General features: G+C 65.8%; 16 protein-coding genes, 1 tRNA gene and 1 riboswitch. Of the genes, 2 read left to right on the forward strand and 15 right to left on the reverse strand.

Translation table 11 applies throughout. The features are described from left to right. Positions 1–28: 28 nt before the first annotated feature. Positions 29–814 carry an LPS export ABC transporter ATP-binding protein gene (gene lptB / locus TZ53_RS10730; protein WP_025549950.1) on the reverse strand — a complete coding sequence of 262 codons (786 nt, stop codon included), beginning with the start codon at positions 812–814 and terminating at the stop codon, positions 29–31. 305 nt (positions 815–1,119) lie between these two features. Continuing rightward, positions 1,120–1,206, reverse strand: a tRNA-Leu gene (locus TZ53_RS10735). Positions 1,207–1,355: 149 nt separating this feature from the next. Here TZ53_RS10735 and TZ53_RS10740 point away from each other — a divergent pair. Next, complete coding sequence (locus TZ53_RS10740; RefSeq protein WP_044661259.1) at positions 1,356–1,832, forward strand: hypothetical protein; 477 nt, start codon at positions 1,356–1,358, stop codon at positions 1,830–1,832. A gap of 9 nt (positions 1,833–1,841) precedes the next feature. On the opposite strand, the gene gltB is transcribed toward TZ53_RS10740, so the two are convergent. The 9 genes from gltB to TZ53_RS26060 form a co-directional block, all read right to left on the reverse strand. Beyond that, positions 1,842–6,380 carry a glutamate synthase large subunit gene (gltB, locus tag TZ53_RS10745; protein ID WP_044661260.1) on the reverse strand — a complete coding sequence of 1,513 codons (4,539 nt, stop codon included), beginning with the start codon at positions 6,378–6,380 and terminating at the stop codon, positions 1,842–1,844. A gap of 86 nt (positions 6,381–6,466) precedes the next feature. Then, positions 6,467–7,177, reverse strand: a complete 711-nt coding sequence (locus TZ53_RS10750) for a DUF2059 domain-containing protein (protein WP_044661261.1) — start codon at positions 7,175–7,177, stop codon at positions 6,467–6,469. Next, positions 7,177–8,628, reverse strand: coding sequence for an NAD(P)-dependent oxidoreductase (locus TZ53_RS10755; RefSeq protein WP_025549946.1), 1,452 nt, complete (start codon positions 8,626–8,628; stop codon positions 7,177–7,179). Before TZ53_RS10755 ends, TZ53_RS10750 begins: the two co-directional genes overlap by 1 nt. A gap of 165 nt (positions 8,629–8,793) precedes the next feature. Further along, the gene (locus TZ53_RS10760; protein ID WP_044661262.1) at positions 8,794–9,603 is read right to left on the reverse strand and encodes an undecaprenyl-diphosphate phosphatase; all 810 of its coding nucleotides are present in this window, start codon (positions 9,601–9,603) and stop codon (positions 8,794–8,796) included. A 157-nt stretch (positions 9,604–9,760) separates the two neighbouring features. Further along, positions 9,761–10,699, reverse strand: a complete 939-nt coding sequence (locus TZ53_RS10765) for a complex I NDUFA9 subunit family protein (RefSeq protein WP_044662978.1) — start codon at positions 10,697–10,699, stop codon at positions 9,761–9,763. A gap of 103 nt (positions 10,700–10,802) precedes the next feature. Continuing rightward, on the reverse strand, positions 10,803–11,381 hold the full coding sequence (locus tag TZ53_RS10770; protein ID WP_025549943.1) for a TMEM165/GDT1 family protein: 579 nt from the start codon (positions 11,379–11,381) through the stop codon (positions 10,803–10,805). A 94-nt stretch (positions 11,382–11,475) separates the two neighbouring features. Then, positions 11,476–11,593: riboswitch (yybP-ykoY riboswitch) on the reverse strand. A 111-nt stretch (positions 11,594–11,704) separates the two neighbouring features. Then, positions 11,705–12,604 (reverse strand): UTP--glucose-1-phosphate uridylyltransferase, encoded by a 900-nt coding sequence (locus TZ53_RS10775; protein ID WP_025549942.1) that lies wholly within the window; start codon positions 12,602–12,604, stop codon positions 11,705–11,707. A gap of 87 nt (positions 12,605–12,691) precedes the next feature. Further along, positions 12,692–13,120: a hypothetical protein gene (locus TZ53_RS10780; protein ID WP_025549941.1), complete on the reverse strand. Its 429-nt coding sequence runs from the start codon at positions 13,118–13,120 to the stop codon at positions 12,692–12,694. 198 nt (positions 13,121–13,318) lie between these two features. Beyond that, entirely contained in the window at positions 13,319–13,492 is a 174-nt protein-coding gene (locus tag TZ53_RS26060) for a DUF1674 domain-containing protein (RefSeq protein ID WP_064485884.1), read from the reverse strand. A 105-nt stretch (positions 13,493–13,597) separates the two neighbouring features. Between TZ53_RS26060 and htpX the strand changes: the two genes are divergently transcribed. Then, on the forward strand, positions 13,598–14,545 hold the full coding sequence (gene htpX, locus TZ53_RS10785) for a zinc metalloprotease HtpX (protein ID WP_170825631.1): 948 nt from the start codon (positions 13,598–13,600) through the stop codon (positions 14,543–14,545). Positions 14,546–14,690: 145 nt separating this feature from the next. Here the strand turns inward: htpX and TZ53_RS10790 are convergent, their stop codons facing one another. The 4 genes from TZ53_RS10790 to TZ53_RS10805 all read right to left on the reverse strand — a co-directional run bounded on the left by TZ53_RS10790 (position 14,691) and on the right by TZ53_RS10805 (position 17,691). Further along, complete coding sequence (locus TZ53_RS10790; protein WP_044661264.1) at positions 14,691–15,926, reverse strand: murein hydrolase activator EnvC family protein; 1,236 nt, start codon at positions 15,924–15,926, stop codon at positions 14,691–14,693. 152 nt (positions 15,927–16,078) lie between these two features. Continuing rightward, the gene (locus tag TZ53_RS10795; RefSeq protein WP_025549938.1) at positions 16,079–16,501 is read right to left on the reverse strand and encodes a 23S rRNA (pseudouridine(1915)-N(3))-methyltransferase RlmH; all 423 of its coding nucleotides are present in this window, start codon (positions 16,499–16,501) and stop codon (positions 16,079–16,081) included. Between the two features lie 158 nt (positions 16,502–16,659). After that, positions 16,660–17,049: a ribosome silencing factor gene (gene rsfS, locus TZ53_RS10800; protein ID WP_044661265.1), complete on the reverse strand. Its 390-nt coding sequence runs from the start codon at positions 17,047–17,049 to the stop codon at positions 16,660–16,662. A gap of 12 nt (positions 17,050–17,061) precedes the next feature. After that, entirely contained in the window at positions 17,062–17,691 is a 630-nt protein-coding gene (locus TZ53_RS10805; RefSeq protein ID WP_044661266.1) for a nicotinate-nucleotide adenylyltransferase, read from the reverse strand. Positions 17,692–17,738: the final 47 nt, after the last annotated feature.

Below are 17,738 nucleotides of genomic sequence, written 5' to 3' on the forward strand. Positions count from 1 at the left end.
GTCAGGAAGGACCCGCCCGCCGCCCATGTCAGAGCGAGAAATTCTCGCCCAGATAGAGCCGACGCACATCGGCATTGGCGACCAGCTCCGTCGGGCTGCCCGCGAACAGCACCTTGCCGTCATAAATGATGCAGGCGCGGTCCACGATCTCCAGCGTCTCGCGGACATTATGGTCGGTGATGAGGACGCCGATGCCGCGCGTCTTCAACTGCTTCACCAGGTCGCGAATATCCGCGATGGACAGCGGATCGATGCCCGCGAACGGCTCGTCCAGCAGCACGATCGAAGGATTGGCCGCCAAGGCGCGGGCGATCTCGCACCGCCGCCGCTCGCCGCCCGACAGCGCCATGGCGGAGGAATCGCGCAGCCGGGTCAGGCCGAATTCCTCCAGCAACTGTTCCAGCCGCGCCTGCCGCGCCGCCCTGTCCGGTTCCGCCAGTTCCAGCACCGCGCCGATATTCTGCGCCACGGTCAGGCCCCGGAAGATCGATGTTTCCTGCGGCAGATAGCCCAGCCCCAATATCGACCGGCGGTACATGGGCAGGCCGGTGATGTCCTGCCCGTCCAGCACGATGCGGCCATGGTCCGGCCGCACCAGCCCCATCACCGAATAGAAGCAGGTCGTCTTGCCCGCGCCATTGGGGCCGAGCAGGCCGACCACCTCGCCCTTGCCGACGGTCAGCGACACATCGGCCAGCACGACGCGCTTGTCATAGCTTTTGGCGATGGAGATGACGGACAGGCCTTCTCCCACTTCCTGCGGGGGAAGGGGCGATGCCGGGGCTGAGCGGTCCTGCATCATCACGTCGTCCATCACGTCATCCTTGCTGCCGCATGCTTCTTGCGGGTTGAATCCATGACCCGTGCGGCAATTGGCAAGCTTTGTGCATGGGATCGCCGCCGGGGCAAGGGGAAAATGGTTCCATGCGCCTTTTAGGGCTGTGAAAGGCCGCAAGATTGGGACTGGCGGTGGCGCTTTCAATGACGATGGCGGGAAGCATCCTCGGTTGGCGAGCGCGCCCGGCCAGATTTTCCAACCAGCCAATCATATGCTGCCCGCATACGCATCGCTGCGTTTCTGAATTTGGCGATGATGAGACTATTGGATCTCAAGGAAAATGGTGCGGTCGAGAAGACTCGAACTTCCACGGCCTTTCGGCCACAACGACCTCAACGTTGCGCGTCTACCAATTCCGCCACGACCGCACATTTTCCGGGAACCGGCGGGGCCGGTGCCTTGGTAGGAGGCGGCCCTTAGCAAAGGCTTTTTCCTCATGCAACAACCGATCTTCATTTGCGTTGTTTTGGTCGGAGAAAGTCAGGGGGCGGGTGAAGGATAGAGGAAGGGTTGCCCCATGTCCGCGCGTTTCTGGTTGTTTTCATGTGCATGTGCCGGGGTGGCGCTGACCGGCGGCTTCGGTCTGGGCCTGTACGCCACGACACAGCCCAGGCCTGGAACCGAAACCTCCTTGCCGCAGGCGGTCAGTCCCGACGGGACCGGTTACGACATGGGGTCTGCCGATTTGACCGGCCCCGCCATCGTTCGCTGCGACGGCTGCGGTCCGACGCTTGCGGACAGGCAGATGGCGGCCGACATGGCTGGCTGGGACGGAATGAACGATCCTGTGGTGCGCGATTATGCGGCGCAGGGGGACGAGATGGCGCCTGATCATGCCGAACCGCCCCAGACCGTCCGGACGTTGCCGGCCTCCATCGAAAGATTCGCCAATGGCGAGAGCGAAGGCAGTTTCCAGCCCGTCCGGATCGCGCAGGCGCCCGAAAGCAGAACGTCCGCCGAGGAAGCCCCGGCGGACGCTGCCCTGTCTTACTGAACCGGCCGCTTATTCGGCGGCAACGACCTGCGTCGGCGCATCGCTCAGCGGATGGGCGAGGCGGCCCACCATTTCCTTCGGGCAGACCTGCCAGAAGTAGCGGCGCCAGCGGTCCCAATCGTCCAGGATCGTGTTCGACCATTTGCTGTCGGTCGCCACCGCATGCTGGGCGATCAGCGCCTTCAGCTCCGCCTCCCAATGGGCGCTTTCCAGCCGCTGCCAGACGATGCTTTCCGGATTGGCGCGCGTCGGGAAGCTGCCGTCCTCGTCCAGGATGAAGGCCATGCCGCCCGTCATGCCCGCGCCGAAATTGGCGCCGGTCCTGCCCAGGATAACCGCGGTGCCGCCGGTCATATATTCGCAGCCGTTCGCGCCGCAGCCCTCGACCACCACCTGCGCGCCCGAATTGCGGACGGCGAAGCGTTCCCCGGCCTGTCCCGCCGCGAACAGCTTCCCGCTGGTCGCGCCGTAGAGCACGGTGTTGCCGATGATGGTGTTGTCCTTGCTCGACAGCGGCGAGGACACCGTGGTGCGCACGGTGATGATGCCGCCCGACAGCCCCTTGCCGACATAGTCGTTGGCGTCACCGAAGACCTCCAGCTTGATGCCCTTGCACAGGAAGGCGCCCAGCGACTGGCCGGCCGAACCGCGCAGCCGCACGGTCAGATGGCCGTCCGCCAGCGTCGACATGCCGAACTTCTCCGTGACGGCGGCCGACAGGCGGGTGCCCACGGCGCGATGCGTGTTGCGCACCGTATAGGTGAGCTGCATCTTCTCGCCGCGCTCGAACACCGCGCGGGCGTCCTTCATCATCTGCGCGTCAAGGCTGTCGGGCACCGGGTTGCGCCATTCCGTCAGGCTGAAACGGCGCTGGTCGTCGGGCGCGTCCACCTTGGCGAGGATCGGATTGAGGTCCAGATCGTCCAGATGCTCGGCGCCGCGATTGACCTGCTTCAGCAGTTCGGTCCGCCCGATCACCTCGTCCAGGCTGCGATAGCCCAGACGCGCCAGAATCTCGCGCACTTCCTCCGCGATGAAGGTCATGAGGTTGATGACCTTCTCTGGCGTCCCGGTGAACTTCTCGCGCAGGCGCTCGTCCTGCACGCAGACGCCGACCGGGCAGGTATTCGAGTGGCACTGGCGCACCATGATGCAGCCCATGGCGACCAGCGACAGCGTGCCGATGCCGAACTCTTCCGCGCCCAATATCGCCGCGATCACGATGTCGCGGCCGGTCTTGAGCCCGCCGTCGGTGCGCAGCTTCACTCGATGGCGCAGGCCGTTGAGGGTCAGCACCTGATTGGCTTCGCTGAGGCCCATTTCCCAAGGCGTGCCCGCATATTTCACCGACGTCTGCGGCGAAGCGCCGGTGCCGCCGACATGGCCCGCGACCAGGATGACGTCTGCGTGGGCCTTCGCCACGCCCGCCGCCACGGTGCCGATGCCCGCCTGGCTGACCAGCTTCACGCAGACGCGGGCGCGGGGATTGATCATCTTGCAGTCGTAGATGAGCTGCGCCAGATCCTCGATCGAGTAGATGTCATGGTGCGGCGGCGGCGAGATCAGCGTCACGCCGGGCGTCGCATGGCGCAGCTTGGCGATGAACTCGGTCACCTTGAAGCCGGGCAACTGGCCGCCCTCGCCGGGCTTGGCGCCCTGCGCGACCTTGATCTCGATTTCCTCGGCCGACCCCAGATACTCCGCATGGACGCCGAAGCGGCCTGACGCGATCTGCTTGATCACCGAATTGGCGTTGTCGCCATTCTCATAGGGCTTGAAGCGGTTCGCATCCTCGCCCCCTTCGCCCGACACGGCCTTGGCGCCGATGCGGTTCATGGCGATGGCCAGCGTCTCATGCGCCTCCGGAGAGAGCGCGCCGAGCGACATGCCCGGCGTCACGAAACGCTTGCGGATTTCGGTGGTCGCCTCGACCTCGTCGATCGGCACCGCCTCGCGGGCGAAGTTGAACTCCAGCAGGTCGCGCAGATAGACCGGCGGCAAATCGCGCACGCCGCGCGAGAATTGCAGATAGGTCGAATAGCTGTCGGTCGCGACCGAGGTCTGCAACAGGTGCATGAGCTGCGCCGAATAGGCGTGCGTCTCGCCGCCATTGCGCTGGCGGTAGAAGCCGCCGACCGGCAGGCGCACGATGGCGCTGTCATAGGCGGTGTCGTGGCGCAGCTTCGCGCTGTAGTGGAGCGACTGATAGCCCTCGCCCGAAATCTTCGCGGGCATTCCGGGGAACAGGTCGTTGACCAGCGCGCGGCTGAGGCCCACCGCTTCGAAATTATAGCCGCCGCGATAGCTGCTGATGACCGCGATGCCCATTTTGGACATGATCTTCAGCAGGCCTTCGTTGATGGCGATGCGATAACGTTCGAAGCAGGCGTCCAGCGTCAGATCGCCGAACAGCCCCCGCGCATGGCGGTCGGCGATGCTGGCTTCGGCCAGATAGGCGTTCACCGTGGTCGCGCCGACGCCGATCAGCACCGCGAAATAATGGGTGTCGAGCGCTTCGGCGCAACGCACGTTGATCGATGCATAGCTGCGCAGGCCCTTGCGGACGAGATGCGTATGCACCGCCGCCGCCGCCAGCACGCCGGCGATGGCGACGCGGTCGGCGTTGACATGCTCGTCGGTCAGGAAGATTTCGGTGCGGCCTTCGCGCACGGCCTGTTCCGCTTCCTCCCGGATGCGGGCGATGGCGGCGCGCAACTGCTCCTGCCCGCCCTCGGCTCGGAAGGTGCAGTCGATCTCGGCCACCGCAGGGCCGAAATGCCCCTTCAGCTTCGCCCATTCGGAAGAGGTCAGCACCGGCGAATCCAGCACCAGCACATGGCTGTTCTGCGCGTCCTGCTCCAATATGTTGTGGAGGTTGGAAAAGCGCGTCTTCAGGCTCATGACGTACCGTTCCCGCAGCGGATCGATCGGCGGGTTGGTGACCTGGCTGAAATTCTGGCGGAAGAAATGGCTGACCGTGCGCGGCTTGTCGGAAATGACGGCCAGCGGCGTGTCGTCGCCCATCGATCCGACGGCTTCCTTCGCATCCTCGACCATCGGCGCGAGGATCAGCTCCATGTCTTCAAGCGTCAGGTTGGCGGCGACCTGACGGCGCGTCAGTTCGGCCTTGTCCCATGAGGGCAGGGCACTGGGCACATCGCCCAGATCATTGACCGTCATGAAGTCCTTGATCAGTTCCGAATAGGGGCGCTCGCCCGCAATCTGGTCCTTGATCTCATGATCGTCGTAGATCGTGCCTTCCTGCAGGTCGACGGCGATCATCTGGCCCGGACCCATGCGGCCCTTCCGCACGATGGTGGTTTCGGGCACGACGACCATGCCGGTTTCCGAACCCACGATCAGCAGATTGTCGCCGGTCAGCGTGTAGCGCAGCGGGCGCAGCGCATTGCGGTCGACGCCCGCCACGACCCAGCGGCCGTCGGTCATCGCCAGCGCGGCGGGGCCGTCCCACGGCTCCATCACGGAGGCGAGATATTCATACATGTCCGCATGCGCCTGGGGCAGTTCGGCGCTGGCCGACTGATAGGCTTCGGGCACGAGCATCAGCTTGGCAGTCGGCGCGTCGCGGCCCGAACGGCAGATCGCCTCGAACACGGCGTCGAGCGCGGCGGTGTCGGACGCGCCCGCCGGTATCACCGGCTTGATGTCCTCCGACTGCTCACCGAAGGCGAGCGAAGCCATCTTGATCTCGTGGCTCTTCATCCAGTTCTTGTTGCCGCGGATGGTGTTGATCTCTCCATTATGCGCGAGCGTGCGGAACGGCTGGGCCAGCCACCATTGCGGGAAGGTGTTGGTCGAATAGCGCTGGTGGAAGATCGCGACCCGGCTCTCGAACCGCTCGTCCTGCAGGTCGGGATAGAAGACCGACAGCGATTCCGCGAGGAACAGCCCCTTGTAGATGATCGAGCGGCACGACAGCGAGCAGATGTAGAAATCCTGAATCTGCGCGGCGATCACCTTCTTCTCGATCCGGCGGCGGATGAGATAGAGGTCCTTTTCGAACTCGGCCTGATCGCGCTCTTCCGGCATGGGACCGGCGATCATGATCTGCTCGATTTCCGGACGGGTGCGCTGCGCCTTCTCCCCGATGACGGAGACGTCGACGGGCACCTGGCGCCAGCCATAGATGGTGTAGCCCGCGTCGATGATCTCGGCCTCGACGATGGTGCGGCAGGTTTCCTGCGCGCTCAAATCCGTGCGCGGCAGGAAGATCATGCCGACGGCAAGGCGGTTGGGCAGCGGCTTGTGGCCGGAGTCGGCAATGGCGTCATCGAAGAAACGCACCGGCAGGTCGACATGGATGCCCGCGCCGTCGCCGGTCTTGCCGTCGGCGTCCACGGCGCCACGGTGCCAGACGGCCTTCAGCGCGTCGATGGCGCTGGCGACCACGCGACGGCTCGGGCGGCCGTCCGTCGCGGCGACCAGTCCGACGCCGCAGGCATCGCCTTCCATTTCCGGGTGATACATGCCCTCGGCCGCGATCCGTGCGCGCTCTTCGGGGCTGGCCATGAAATTGGTGTCGGTCATGATGACTTACCCTTGCATGTGGCCGTCCCTGTCTTTGGGTAAGGCCGCTGTCATTCCGTTGGTTGCCGGCATCGCCGGCGCTTTTGTCAGTGGGCCTTCCTGGCGTCCGCGCCGAGCAATGCGGTGAGACGCTCGCGTTCAGCCTTCGTCAGATCATTATAGGTTCGCGGCTTGGGCAGCTTGGCGAGTTCCGCCGTGGAGGATTTCATGATCTCCGGCATGGCCTGCATCATTTCAGGCATGATCTTCTGCATCCGCCCGATATAATGCGGGTCGGCGGCCAGCTCCATGAAGCCCGCGCCGAACTTGGCGCCGACGGGCGTTTTCAGGAACGCACCGATCTGATCAAGCTCGGCCGCGCTGTAGCGATGGGCGAACGCTTCCGCCATGCCTTCCCGCATGTCCGGTTCATAACGTCCCATGAAACGACCCATGGCCGGCATCATGCTGTTGACGATCACGTCCATCCGCTTGCGGAAATTGGGATCGATGATCGCCATCATTTCCTCGATCGTGCCTTCACCCAGATGTTCCGCCCGCTCCGGGTCGAGGCCGCCGACCTTCAGGAACTCGCGGATCGGCATCCTGGTCATGCCGTCCATCATCGGTCCCATCATCTTCTGCATCATCGGCCCCATCATCTTTTCCATGGTGCCGTTGGGCAGGATGACGGCGGCAATCGGCTGAGCCTTGGTCAGCAGTGCCGGATCGACAGACTGGACGGCTGCCGCCTGAACCGGGGTCTGCGCCTCAGCCGCGATCGGCGTCGCCAGCAGGAGGAGGAGGGCGGCGCGCATCAGGCGGCCTGCCTTTCCCCGGCCGCCGCTTTCGCCTTGGCCTTGAGATAGCGGTGCATATGTTCGGTCACGTCGCGGCCGTCGCGGATCGCCCAGACCACCAGCGAAGCGCCGCGCACGATGTCGCCTGCCGCGAACACGCCGTCCATGCTGGTCATCATCGTCTTGTGATCGACGCGCAGCGTGCCCCAGCGGGTGACGGACAGGTCCTCCGCGCCGAACAGCCTGGGCAGTTCCTCCGGATCGTAACCCAGCGCCTTGATGACGAGGTCCGCCTCCAACGTGTGCTCCGTGCCGGGATCGGGTTCCGGCGCGCGGCGGCCCGATGCGTCGGGCTGGCCAAGGCGCATCTTCGTGACCTTGACACCGGTCACATGCTCCGTGCCTTCAAAGGCGATGGGCGCGGAAAGCCAGACGAATTCAACGCCCTCTTCCTCGGCATTGGCGACCTCGCGCTGCGATCCGGGCATATTGTCGCGGTCGCGGCGATAGAGGCACTTCACCGAAGTCGCGCCCTGACGCACGGCGGTGCGGACGCAGTCCATGGCCGTATCGCCGCCGCCGATGACGACGACCTTCTTGCCATTGGCGTGCAGCGAACCGTCCTCATGTTCCGGCACGGCGTCGCCGAAACCGGCCTTGTTGGAGGCGATCAGGAAGTCGAGCGCCTTGACCACGCCCGGCGCGCCGACGCCCGGCGCCTTGATGTCGCGCGGCTTGTACACGCCGGTCGCGATCAGGATGGCGTCATGGCGGCCGCGCAGCTCCTCCATGGTCGCGTCGCGGCCGACCTCGAAGCTTTCGTGGAAGACAATGCCGCCGTCCTTCAGCCGCTGGATGCGGCGCATGACCACATCCTTCTCCAGCTTGAAACCGGGAATGCCATAGGTCAGCAGCCCGCCCGCCCGGTCGTGCCGGTCATAGACATGCACCTCATAGCCTGCGACCCGCAGATATTCGGCGGTCGTCAGACCCGCCGGACCCGCGCCGATCACGCCGACCGACTGGCCGGTGGGGGCGCCGGGGACCAGCGGTTCGACCCAGCCTTCCTTCCAGGCGGTGTCGGTGATGAACTTTTCGACCGAACCGATGGTGACGGAACCGTGACCCGAAAATTCGATGACGCAATTGCCCTCGCACAGCCGGTCCTGCGGGCAGATGCGGCCGCAGATTTCCGGCATGGTGCTGGTCAGGTTGCTGAGTTCATAGGCTTCGCGCAGCCGCCCTTCGGCGGTCAGGCGCAGCCAGTCGGGGATATGGTTGTGCAGCGGGCAATGGGTCGAGCAATAGGGCACGCCGCATTGCGAGCAGCGCGACGCCTGTTCCTCCGCCCGATCCAATATGAAGCTGCGGCTGATTTCCAGAAAATCGTCGGCGCGATCGTCGGCCGAACGCTTCTCGGGATAGGCTTGGCCCGTTCCCACGAATTTCAGCATTGGATTGTCTGCCATGATGAGTCCCTGAAATGAATTTGCAGGGAGCGCATAGCAGAAAAACCCGCAGAGTCACGCGGATTCTGCGACTTATGTCAGCATGATTGACCTATTTTCCGGGAAATGCCTCCGGAACTTCTCCGCTCCTGAAATAATCTTGCGTTAAATAGGTCCGTTTCGGTCTTATCGCATGGAAAGCCACAGCAGGGCGGCTATTCCCGCGACGATTCGATACCAGGCGAACGGCGCGAACCCATGGCGCGACACCAGCCCCACAAACCATTTGATGACCAGCACGGCGACGATGAAGGACACCACGAACCCCAGCGCGATGCTGTCCCATCCCACCGCGCCGGAGGTGATCTTGTCGCCATTCTTCAGCAGTTCCAGCGCGGACGCGCCCAGCATGGTCGGAATGGCGAGGAAGAAGCTGAACTCCGCCGCCGTGCGCCGTTCCACCCCCAGCGTCAGCGCGCCCATGATCGTCGCGCCCGACCGGCTGACGCCCGGGATCATGGCCAGACACTGGATGAAGCCGATGCCCACCACCCGCACGAAGGGAATGTCGGCTATGCCGTGGAACCGGTTTTCCTTCACCATCCGCTCGATCGCCAGGATCGCCACGCCGCCGACGATCAGCGCCCAGGCGACGACCCGCGGCGCGCCCAGCAGTTCCTCGATATGATTATGCAGGGCGAGGCCGATCACCGCCGCCGGAATGAAGGCGACCAGCAGATTGCGCAGGAAACGCCAGCTCGTCGGCTCCTTGCGCAGCAGGCCCATGCCCACCGCCCAGAATGTGCGCCAGTACAGCACCACCACCGCCAGGATCGCGCCCAACTGGATGATGACGTTGAACATCGCCCAGGTGGACGCGTCATAGCCCAGCAATTCGCTCGCCAGGATCAGGTGGCCGGTCGAGGATACGGGCAGGAACTCGGTCAACCCCTCGACGATGCCAAGCAGGATGACTGTCAGATAATGCAGGTCCATGGAGGGATGCAGTCCTTATGGGGCGAACAAAGGGAAACCCTCCCCCGGGGCGGGAGAGGGCGTTGGGTGCGTTGCGCCCATTGTGCAGAAGCGAACGGCCCGCGCAAGACGGCCCGTCGCGGCCCGATGTCGGTCCGGCTGATCGGATTCCGGCGGATCAGGCCTGAACCCGGCCCGCGAAACGGCCATGCTTGCGGTAGCGGACCAGCCATTTCTCCGCGACAGCCGGCATCGGCGTGGGCGCGACGCCCAGTTCGGCCAGCCCGTCCGCGCCGGGCGCGACGACATTGTCCTTGGCCAGCATGGACAACTGGTCCCGCGTGATCGGTCCGCCCGGCAGCATGGCGATCAGCGAGGCGACCGAAGCGGGAACGGCGCACAGGCTGCGATCGCGGCCGATGGTCCTGGCGATCCAGGCGTTGAGTTCCCGCATCGTATAGGTCTGCGGCCCGCCCAGTTCATAGGTCTTGCCGCCATGCTCGCCGGGATTTTCGGCGGCGTTGGCGACGGCCTGCGCCACGTCCGCGACATAGACCGGCTGGAACCGGGTGTCGGCGGCGATCACCGGCACCACCGGGGCGATGCGGACGATCTCCGCAAAGCGATTGAGGAACCGGTCCTCCGGCCCGAAAATGATCGAGGGGCGCAGGATGGTCGCATTGGGGAAGGCGGCCTTGACCGCCGCCTCGCCCTCGGCCTTCGACCGGCCATAGGCGGAGGGGCTCTGCGCATCCGCGCCGATGGCGGAGATGTGGACGAGCGCCTGGACGCCCGCCTCCGCCGCCGCCCTGGCGACGTTCGCCGCGCCGTCATGGTGCGAACCCTGGAAATCGCCGGAAAGCACCCCCACCAGATTGATGACGATGTCGCTGCCGGCAATGGCGCGGGCGACGCTTTCGGGCTTGCGGATGTCCGCCGCGACGAACTGCGTCTGGCCAAGGGCGCCCAGCGGCTTGACGCGCACGGCGGTCGACAGATCGCGCTGCGCCACGCGCACCCGGGCGCCGCGCGCCATCAGCGCCTGGGCGACCTGCCGCCCCACAAAGCCGCCGCCGCCGAACACCGTAACCAGACTGTCCTTCATCACGCGTCCCATGCCTGTCTGTTCAAAGGGAATGACTCCGCGCATCCCCTGTCATCCGATAAGGAATGGCTTTCCGCCATCCCCTTGCAACAGCCGCGGCCCGCTGACAACTGCTTTACCCGATCCAGCCCCGCAAATCAGCAATCATCCACAGGCCCAGGCCCAGGAACAGCAGGGCCGCCCCGATCTGGAGCGCGCGCATCGGCACCTTCTTCGCCAGCACCTCGCCGAACAGCACGGCGGGCACGTTGGCGATCATCATGCCCAGCGTCGTGCCCGCGGTGACCGCCAGCACATTGTCGAACCGCGCGCCCAGCATCACCGTCGCCACCTGCGTCTTGTCGCCCATCTCCACCAGGAAGAAGGCGACCAGCGTCGTCAGGAATACCCCCGCCTTCGACGGCGCGCGCAACGGCTCATCCTCGTCGATCCTGTCGGGGATCAGCGTCCACGCGGCCATCGCGACGAAGCTGGCGGCGACGGCATAGCGGAACCATGGTTCCGTCAGCACGCCGGCGACCGAATGGCCCACCAGCGCGGCGAGGAAATGATTGGCCAAAGTGGCGGCGAATATGCCCGCTATGATGGGCGCTGGCTTGCGAAAGCGGGTGGCGAGCAGCATCGCCAGCAATTGCGTCTTGTCCCCCATTTCCGCGAGCGCGACGAGGGCGGTGGAGGTGAGAAATGCTTCCATCAGGGTCTGTCCGGGCCGGGCGAAGGTGAAGACGCAATGCCACCATCCCCTCCCGCCCGGCTGGACGGAGAAGATGATGCCATTGGTCTCGCCCGATGCGGAAGGACGCCGAAGGTCTCCCGCATCCCGCCCGCCATGGCCTCTCGGCCAAATATGTTGACGAACGGCCCGCTCCCTCGGGAACGGCTGGCTACTCCCCAGATGACGCAGGGGCCCATAGGATGAATCGGCGGCAGAGGCAAGACCGCCCGGCGCTGTTGCCGCGCGCCGCAGAGACGGGAAAGGCGTGGCGGCCGGCCACGCCTTTCCTCTCCATCGCCCTGTCAGGCCGCGGCGGCGATCCCGCTGACGCCCAGTTCGGCCAATGCGAACTTGCGGATATGCTCGCCCATATCCTCGCGGTCCAGCGCGAGGGCGAGGTTCGCCTCGATATATCCTGCCTTCGATCCGCAGTCGAAGCGGCGTCCATCGAAGGTCACGCCATGGAAGGGCTGGGTGCCGATCATCGACGCCATCGCATCGGTAAGCTGGATCTCGCCGCCGGCGCCCTTCTCCTGCGTCTCCAGGATCTTCATCACTTCGGGCTGGAGGATATAGCGCCCCGGCAGGATCAGGTTGGACGGCGCCGTGCCCGGCGCGGGCTTTTCCACCAGTCCCTTCACCTCGGTCAGCGCGCCGTCGCGCTGGCCGGGATCGATCACGCCATAGCTCGGCGTGTCGGCCATCGGCACTTCCAGCGCGCAGACCAGATTGCCGCCGACCCTGTCATAGGCGTCGACCATCTGCTTCAGGCATCCCCGGCCCGGCGCGCCCTTCATGAATTCGTCGGGCAGCAGGATCGCGAAAGGCTCATCGCCGACAATGTCCCGCGCACACCAGATGGCGTGGCCCAGGCCCAGCGGCTCCTGCTGGCGCAGGAACACCGCATTGCCCGGCGACAGCCGCGTGCCGTCCAGCGCGGACAGGTCCTTGCCCCGCTCGCGCTGCGTCGCCTCGGCCTCGAAGGCCATGTCGAAATAATCCTCGATCGCGCCCTTGCCGCGGCCGGTCACGAAGATCATCTGCTCGATCCCCGCCTCCCGCGCTTCGTCCACCGCATATTGGATCAGCGGACGGTCGACCACCGGCAGCAATTCCTTGGGCACCGACTTGGTCGCCGGAAGAAAGCGCGTGCCAAGACCCGCGACAGGGAAAACGGCTTTGCGAATCGGTTTGTAGGACATGAGGCTCCTGTTTCTTGGCTCGCGCGCGGAATGAAGGCTTCGCCCTCCGCCGCATAAAGATCAAGCGTGGAAGATTACTTAACCCGTTCAGACAGCCAGCAGGCGCTGCGCCACCCTTTCGAGGGAAGCAATTTCCGCTTCGAGTTGCTCAAGCGAGACATGCGTCTGATTGTTCCGCGCATCGCGGCATGTGAAGCCGCCGGGCGCGGGCTGCTGAAAGCCGCCGATGATGAGCGACCGGAACCGGTCGATCCTCTGCATGTCGCGCTCGATATCCGCTATTTCCGTCAATGCGCCGGCATTGCGCCTGTCCCGCATCGACACCATGGTCCGCAGTTCGGTCATCAGCTTCGTCATGCCCGGACGGGTCCGGGCACCCACGGTCCGCACATCCCCCATGGCTTCCCGCATCATCGCGATCTTCGCCTCCAGGCTCTGTTCCAGCATCGTCCAGGCACAGACCAGACGACCCACTGCACACAGAAGCGCCGCATCCTCCGGCGCGTAATCCGACACTGACCTCACATTGACTTCGGCAACCACGTTCACTTCATCCGCGCCCCGGTATGTTATGCTTTCCGCTCGGATAAAAGCCTGCCCGTTTTGCAGCGCAAAAGGCTAGGGGGGCGTTCGGTGCCGCCCGCATCCGCGGCACAGGCCATCGCCAACTGTGCCCAAACAGCGATGAACCGTTAACCGTCTTTGGCGGCCGGATCAGAAATCGATAGCGATTCCCTTGCGTTCCCAGTCGCCGTAGCGAACGGGGCTCAATAACTCGTCATGGCGGGAGGGACTGTCGATCGGGTCGGGCTGCGGCACCGGCGGGCTCTTGGAAAGGTGCGCGGGCGGCTTCACATGCGCGGGGCGCTTGCCGTTGAAGGTTCCCATCGGTCCATCCTTTCGATTGCGGGGGCGTCATCGTCACCCCATATTCAGGGGCGCCCCATATTCAGAGTAAGGCCGCTATCTGGGCCGTAAAGGAGACTTTCGCAAGTGAGTGGGATGAAGACGGTGATGCTGCTGTCGGCGCTGACGGCGCTGTTCATGGCATTGGGCTACACGCTCGGCGGCGGCGGCGGCGCGGTGATCGCGCTGCTGGTGGCGGCGGGCATGAACCTGCTCACCTTCTGGAACGCCGACAGGATCGTGCTGTCGATGCATCATGCGCGGGAGGTGGATGCGCGGAGCGCGCCCGAATTCTACAGCCTCGTCGCGGACCTCGCCCGGCGCGCCGATCTCCCCATGCCGCGCGTCTATCTGATCGATGAGCCGCACCCCAATGCCTTCGCAACGGGCCGCGACCCGAAGCATGCGGCCGTCGCCGCCACCACCGGCCTGCTGTCGATGCTCAGCCGGGACGAAGTGGCGGGCGTCATGGCGCATGAACTGGGCCATGTTCGCAACCGCGACACGCTGATCATGACGATGGTGGCGACCATTGCGGGCGCGATCTCCATGCTCGCCAATTTCGGCCTGTTCTTCCGCGGCGGCAATCATGACAACGGCCATGGCAATGTCGCCGCGACGCTGCTGGCGGTGATCGTCGCGCCTTTCGCCGCGATGATCGTGCAGATGGCGATCAGCCGCACGCGCGAATATGGCGCCGACCGCGCCGGCGCGGAGATCAGCGGCAATCCCCGCGCGCTCGCCTCCGCCCTCGCCAAGATTTCCGGCCGTGCGGAGGCGATTCCCAATCCGGTGGCCGAACGCAATCCCGCCGCGGCCCAGCTCTATATCGTGCCGGTGCATGTCAGCGAGCTTTTCTCCACCCACCCGGCAACGGAAAAGCGCATCACCGCGCTGGAGGAGATGGCGGGCGGCCCATCCCTGCCGCGGCGCGCATCCGCCCTATCCCCGCCAGCCCAGTTTCCGGCAGTCCAGCCCCCGGCAGCGACCCGAGCCCGCAGGTCGAGCGCGCTCGATCCGCTGCGCCGGGATTAAGCATCGCACGCCGCTGGCATCCTTGCACCCCGTTCCCACGAGCCGCTTGTCCCGTGGGAGCGCGCGGCCTGCGTCCGATTTAACGCAGCGCGCTCTGGGGCCGCCATTCCGGGACAGGGGATCACCTCCCGACTTGCGCGACGGATCAGCCAGCGCCCACCAGCGGCACGATGTCGACAGGGCGGCCGTTCCGTCGCAGTTCGACGGTGATGCTGGGCCGCCCGGGCCCGGCATTGCCGAGCGGATCGCCTTGCCGCACCACATCCCCCACGGCGGCGTTGAGGCGCAGCAGGCCGGTGATCAGCGTCGTCCAGCCGCCGCCATGGTCGATGATGACGATCTGCCCATAGCCGCGATAGGGGCCGGCAAAGACGACGCGGCCGGCCGTCGGCGCCACGGCCAGAGCATCGGGGCGCGTGGCGATGGTCAGGCCGCGTGAGCGGACGCCGCCTTCCGACACTTCGCCCATGCCCGTCACCAGCTGGCCGACGACCGGCAGGCGATAGGGCGGCGGCGCGCCAGGGCTGCGCGGACGGGCCGGTGCGGACGCGCGCGCCTGATCGGGTCGGGCGGGGCGCAACAGGGGACCGGGCAGGGCAGCCAGCCGGTCGCGCAGGTCGCCCGCCTCCTCCAGCCTGTCCATCAGGTCGACGATGTCGCGCGCCCGCTCGCCAAGGGCAAGCGCGCGGTCGCTTTCCAGATCGGCATTGGCCCTGTAATCCTGCGCTGCCAGCCGCTTTTGCGTTTCCAGCCTTTGCAGGGCCGCCTGCCGCTGCTTCAGGTCCCGCTGGCTTTGCGCAAGCGAATCCGCCGCCTGCTCGGCCGTCGCGCGCAGGGCGCGGCTGCGCTCCAGTTCCGCGCGCAGGCCGGCGGTCCGCTCCCGGATGACGGGCAGCACCTGCCCCAGCACGGCGCGCATATGGATGGCGTCGTCGATCGATCCCGGCTGGACCAGCGCCAGCGCCAGCGGCCGCTGCGCCATCATCTGCAAGGCGGCGGTCAGGCGGACGACCGGCTCCTGCCTGGCGGCCAGGCGAACGGCCTGTGCCCGCTGGAGCCGGGCGACGATGGCGATGCGGGCCTGCGCGGCCTGTATGTCCGCCTCCGCCTGCTGGATGCGGGCGGCCATGGCGGCGGCGCGGCGGCGGGCCTGGTCGGCTTCGTTGCGGGCGGCGGCGGCCTGCTGTTCCAGCCGTTCGGAGCGCGACCGCGCTTCTTCCGACTGGCGGCGCGCGGCCTTCAGGGCGGCCTGTTCCTCGCTGAGGCTGGTGCCGCCAGTGCCGGTCAGGATGATGGCCTGCCCCTCGGCGGCGGGCAGGCGCGATCCGGCGAGCGCTGCCGCGCCGGCAAGAAAGGCCGCGATGATCGCCGTCCGTTTCAACCAAAACCCCCTGCCGGTCCGCGGTTCGGCGCCGACCGTCCCTGACTAGGCTGTGTTCCGGCGGAATGAAAGAACCTCCATCCCGCAGGTTCCTGCGCAGGCAGGAACCCGGCTCTTGCACTCCCTGTTCAGAGCAGGAGAAACTTCAGACCCTACCCTTCGCGATGATAGGGATGCCCGGCCAGGATCGAGCAGGCCCGCCACAATTGCTCGGCCAGCATGGCGCGGGCCATCATATGGGGCCATGTCATCGCGCCAAAGGCGATCAGCAGGTCCGCATTGTCCCGATCCGCATCGTCGAAGCCGTCCGCCGCGCCGATCAGGAAGCGGCATTCGCGCTTGCCGGAATCTCGCCACCCCTCGATGCGGCGGGCGAAATCGATGGAACTGAGCTGCCGGCCCTTTTCGTCCAGCATGACGGTGACGGTGCCCGGCGGGGCCGGCGGCAGCTTGCCGCCCCGATCGGGCAGTTCGGTGATCCTGAACGGCATGGTCAGCCGCTTCGCATAACGGTCGACCAGTTCCGCCTCGGGCGAGCGCCCGATCTTTCCGCGCGCGATGATGTGGAGGAGCATGGTCTGCCCCCTTAGAGCATCGTGCAGAAAAATCGTGCAGAAAAGTGGGAACCGGTTTCCGCTTAATGTTGCGACGACGAAAATTAGGGCGCGCGACCTGCGCCCGATGGAACGCAGCGCGCTCTAACAAGGCGGGACGCGCTTGTCGAAGCGGCGGGTCAGGCGGTTCCCGCCACCGGCGCGTCGACAAAGCCCCACATCCGCTCCAGATTGTAGAAGCTGCGCACCTCCGGCCGGAACAGATGAACGATCACGTCGCCGGCATCGATCAACACCCAATCGGCCACGGGCAGGCCCTCTATGCGGGCGGAGCGCCCGGTCGCCTGCTTGATCCGCTCAGCCAGCTTCTGCGCCATCGACGCCACCTGACGGGACGAACGCCCGCTGGCGATCACCATGTGATCGGCGATGCTGCTCTTGCCTTCAAGGGGGATGGAGATGGTTTCCTGCGCCTGGTCGTCGTCAAGCGACTTCAAGACAAGGTCATGCAGGGCGGCAACGCTGTCGGCATTATGAGCCGTGTCGTTGGCGGGATGCGGTCTGGTCAAAGATGCTCCATTCTAGACAATCAACCGGCGCGTGAGCGGGTCGCGCACGCGTTTGTGTTCATATTCGCGATGCCAGAGGGGGTCTGCCTGCCGCAGCAGGGTCGCCGATCTTGGATCAGGGCGAAAGCGCAGAAGCACAAGCGCCGGCGGTCTCCAATCCGTCCATGCTGCACTCTGGCGTGCGGGCCGGACGAAGCGCCGCAGCCAGCTCATGGCCGGTGAGCCACGGGCGGCCTCATCATAGCCGGGCCGGGCGATCACGGCAATGGGCATAATCCGGGCTATGCCGCGCCAGTCCCTCCACTGGCCGAATTGCGCGAGATTGTCGGCCCCCATCAGCCAAAGGAACCGGTGGCGCGGATAGCGCCTTCGCAAGGCCTTCACCGTGTCGATGGTGTAGCGGGTGCGCAGCTGCGTTTCTATGGCCGTGGGCCGGATGAGGTTGCGCCGCGCGACTTTTCGGGCCCGGGCGAGACGGGCGGGGAGGGGCGCCATGCCGGCCCGGGGCTTCAGGGGATTGCCCGGCGAAACCAGCCACCAGACTTCATCCAGCCGCAAGGCGTGGATCGCGAACCGGGAAATGTCCCGATGCCCGTCATGCGCCGGATTGAAGGAGCCGCCGAGAAGGCCGATGCGTTTCATGATTCGCCCATGCCAGTTGGCGGGGCCGGGAGCAAATTTCCTGCCGA

This window comes from Sphingobium sp. YBL2 (assembly GCF_000943805.1).
GTDB classification, from domain to species: domain Bacteria; phylum Pseudomonadota; class Alphaproteobacteria; order Sphingomonadales; family Sphingomonadaceae; genus Sphingobium; species Sphingobium fuliginis.

Coding starts and splice junctions, on each gene's coding strand:
- TZ53_RS10760 (WP_044661262.1), bottom strand. CDS start 9,603: ATGGACCTGCATTATCTGACAGTCATCCTGCTTGGCATCGTCGAGGGG.
- TZ53_RS10775 (WP_025549942.1), bottom strand. CDS start 12,604: ATGTCCTACAAACCGATTCGCAAAGCCGTTTTCCCTGTCGCGGGTCTT.
- TZ53_RS10740 (WP_044661259.1), top strand. CDS start 1,356: ATGTCCGCGCGTTTCTGGTTGTTTTCATGTGCATGTGCCGGGGTGGCG.
- TZ53_RS10755 (WP_025549946.1), bottom strand. CDS start 8,628: ATGGCAGACAATCCAATGCTGAAATTCGTGGGAACGGGCCAAGCCTAT.
- gltB (WP_044661260.1), bottom strand. CDS start 6,380: ATGACCGACACCAATTTCATGGCCAGCCCCGAAGAGCGCGCACGGATC.
- TZ53_RS10795 (WP_025549938.1), bottom strand. CDS start 16,501: ATGCTCCTCCACATCATCGCGCGCGGAAAGATCGGGCGCTCGCCCGAG.
- TZ53_RS10765 (WP_044662978.1), bottom strand. CDS start 10,699: ATGGGACGCGTGATGAAGGACAGTCTGGTTACGGTGTTCGGCGGCGGC.
- TZ53_RS10750 (WP_044661261.1), bottom strand. CDS start 7,177: ATGCGCGCCGCCCTCCTCCTCCTGCTGGCGACGCCGATCGCGGCTGAG.
- lptB (WP_025549950.1), bottom strand. CDS start 814: ATGGACGACGTGATGATGCAGGACCGCTCAGCCCCGGCATCGCCCCTT.
- TZ53_RS10805 (WP_044661266.1), bottom strand. CDS start 17,691: ATGAAACGCATCGGCCTTCTCGGCGGCTCCTTCAATCCGGCGCATGAC.
- TZ53_RS26060 (WP_064485884.1), bottom strand. CDS start 13,492: ATGGGAACCTTCAACGGCAAGCGCCCCGCGCATGTGAAGCCGCCCGCG.
- TZ53_RS10770 (WP_025549943.1), bottom strand. CDS start 11,381: ATGGAAGCATTTCTCACCTCCACCGCCCTCGTCGCGCTCGCGGAAATG.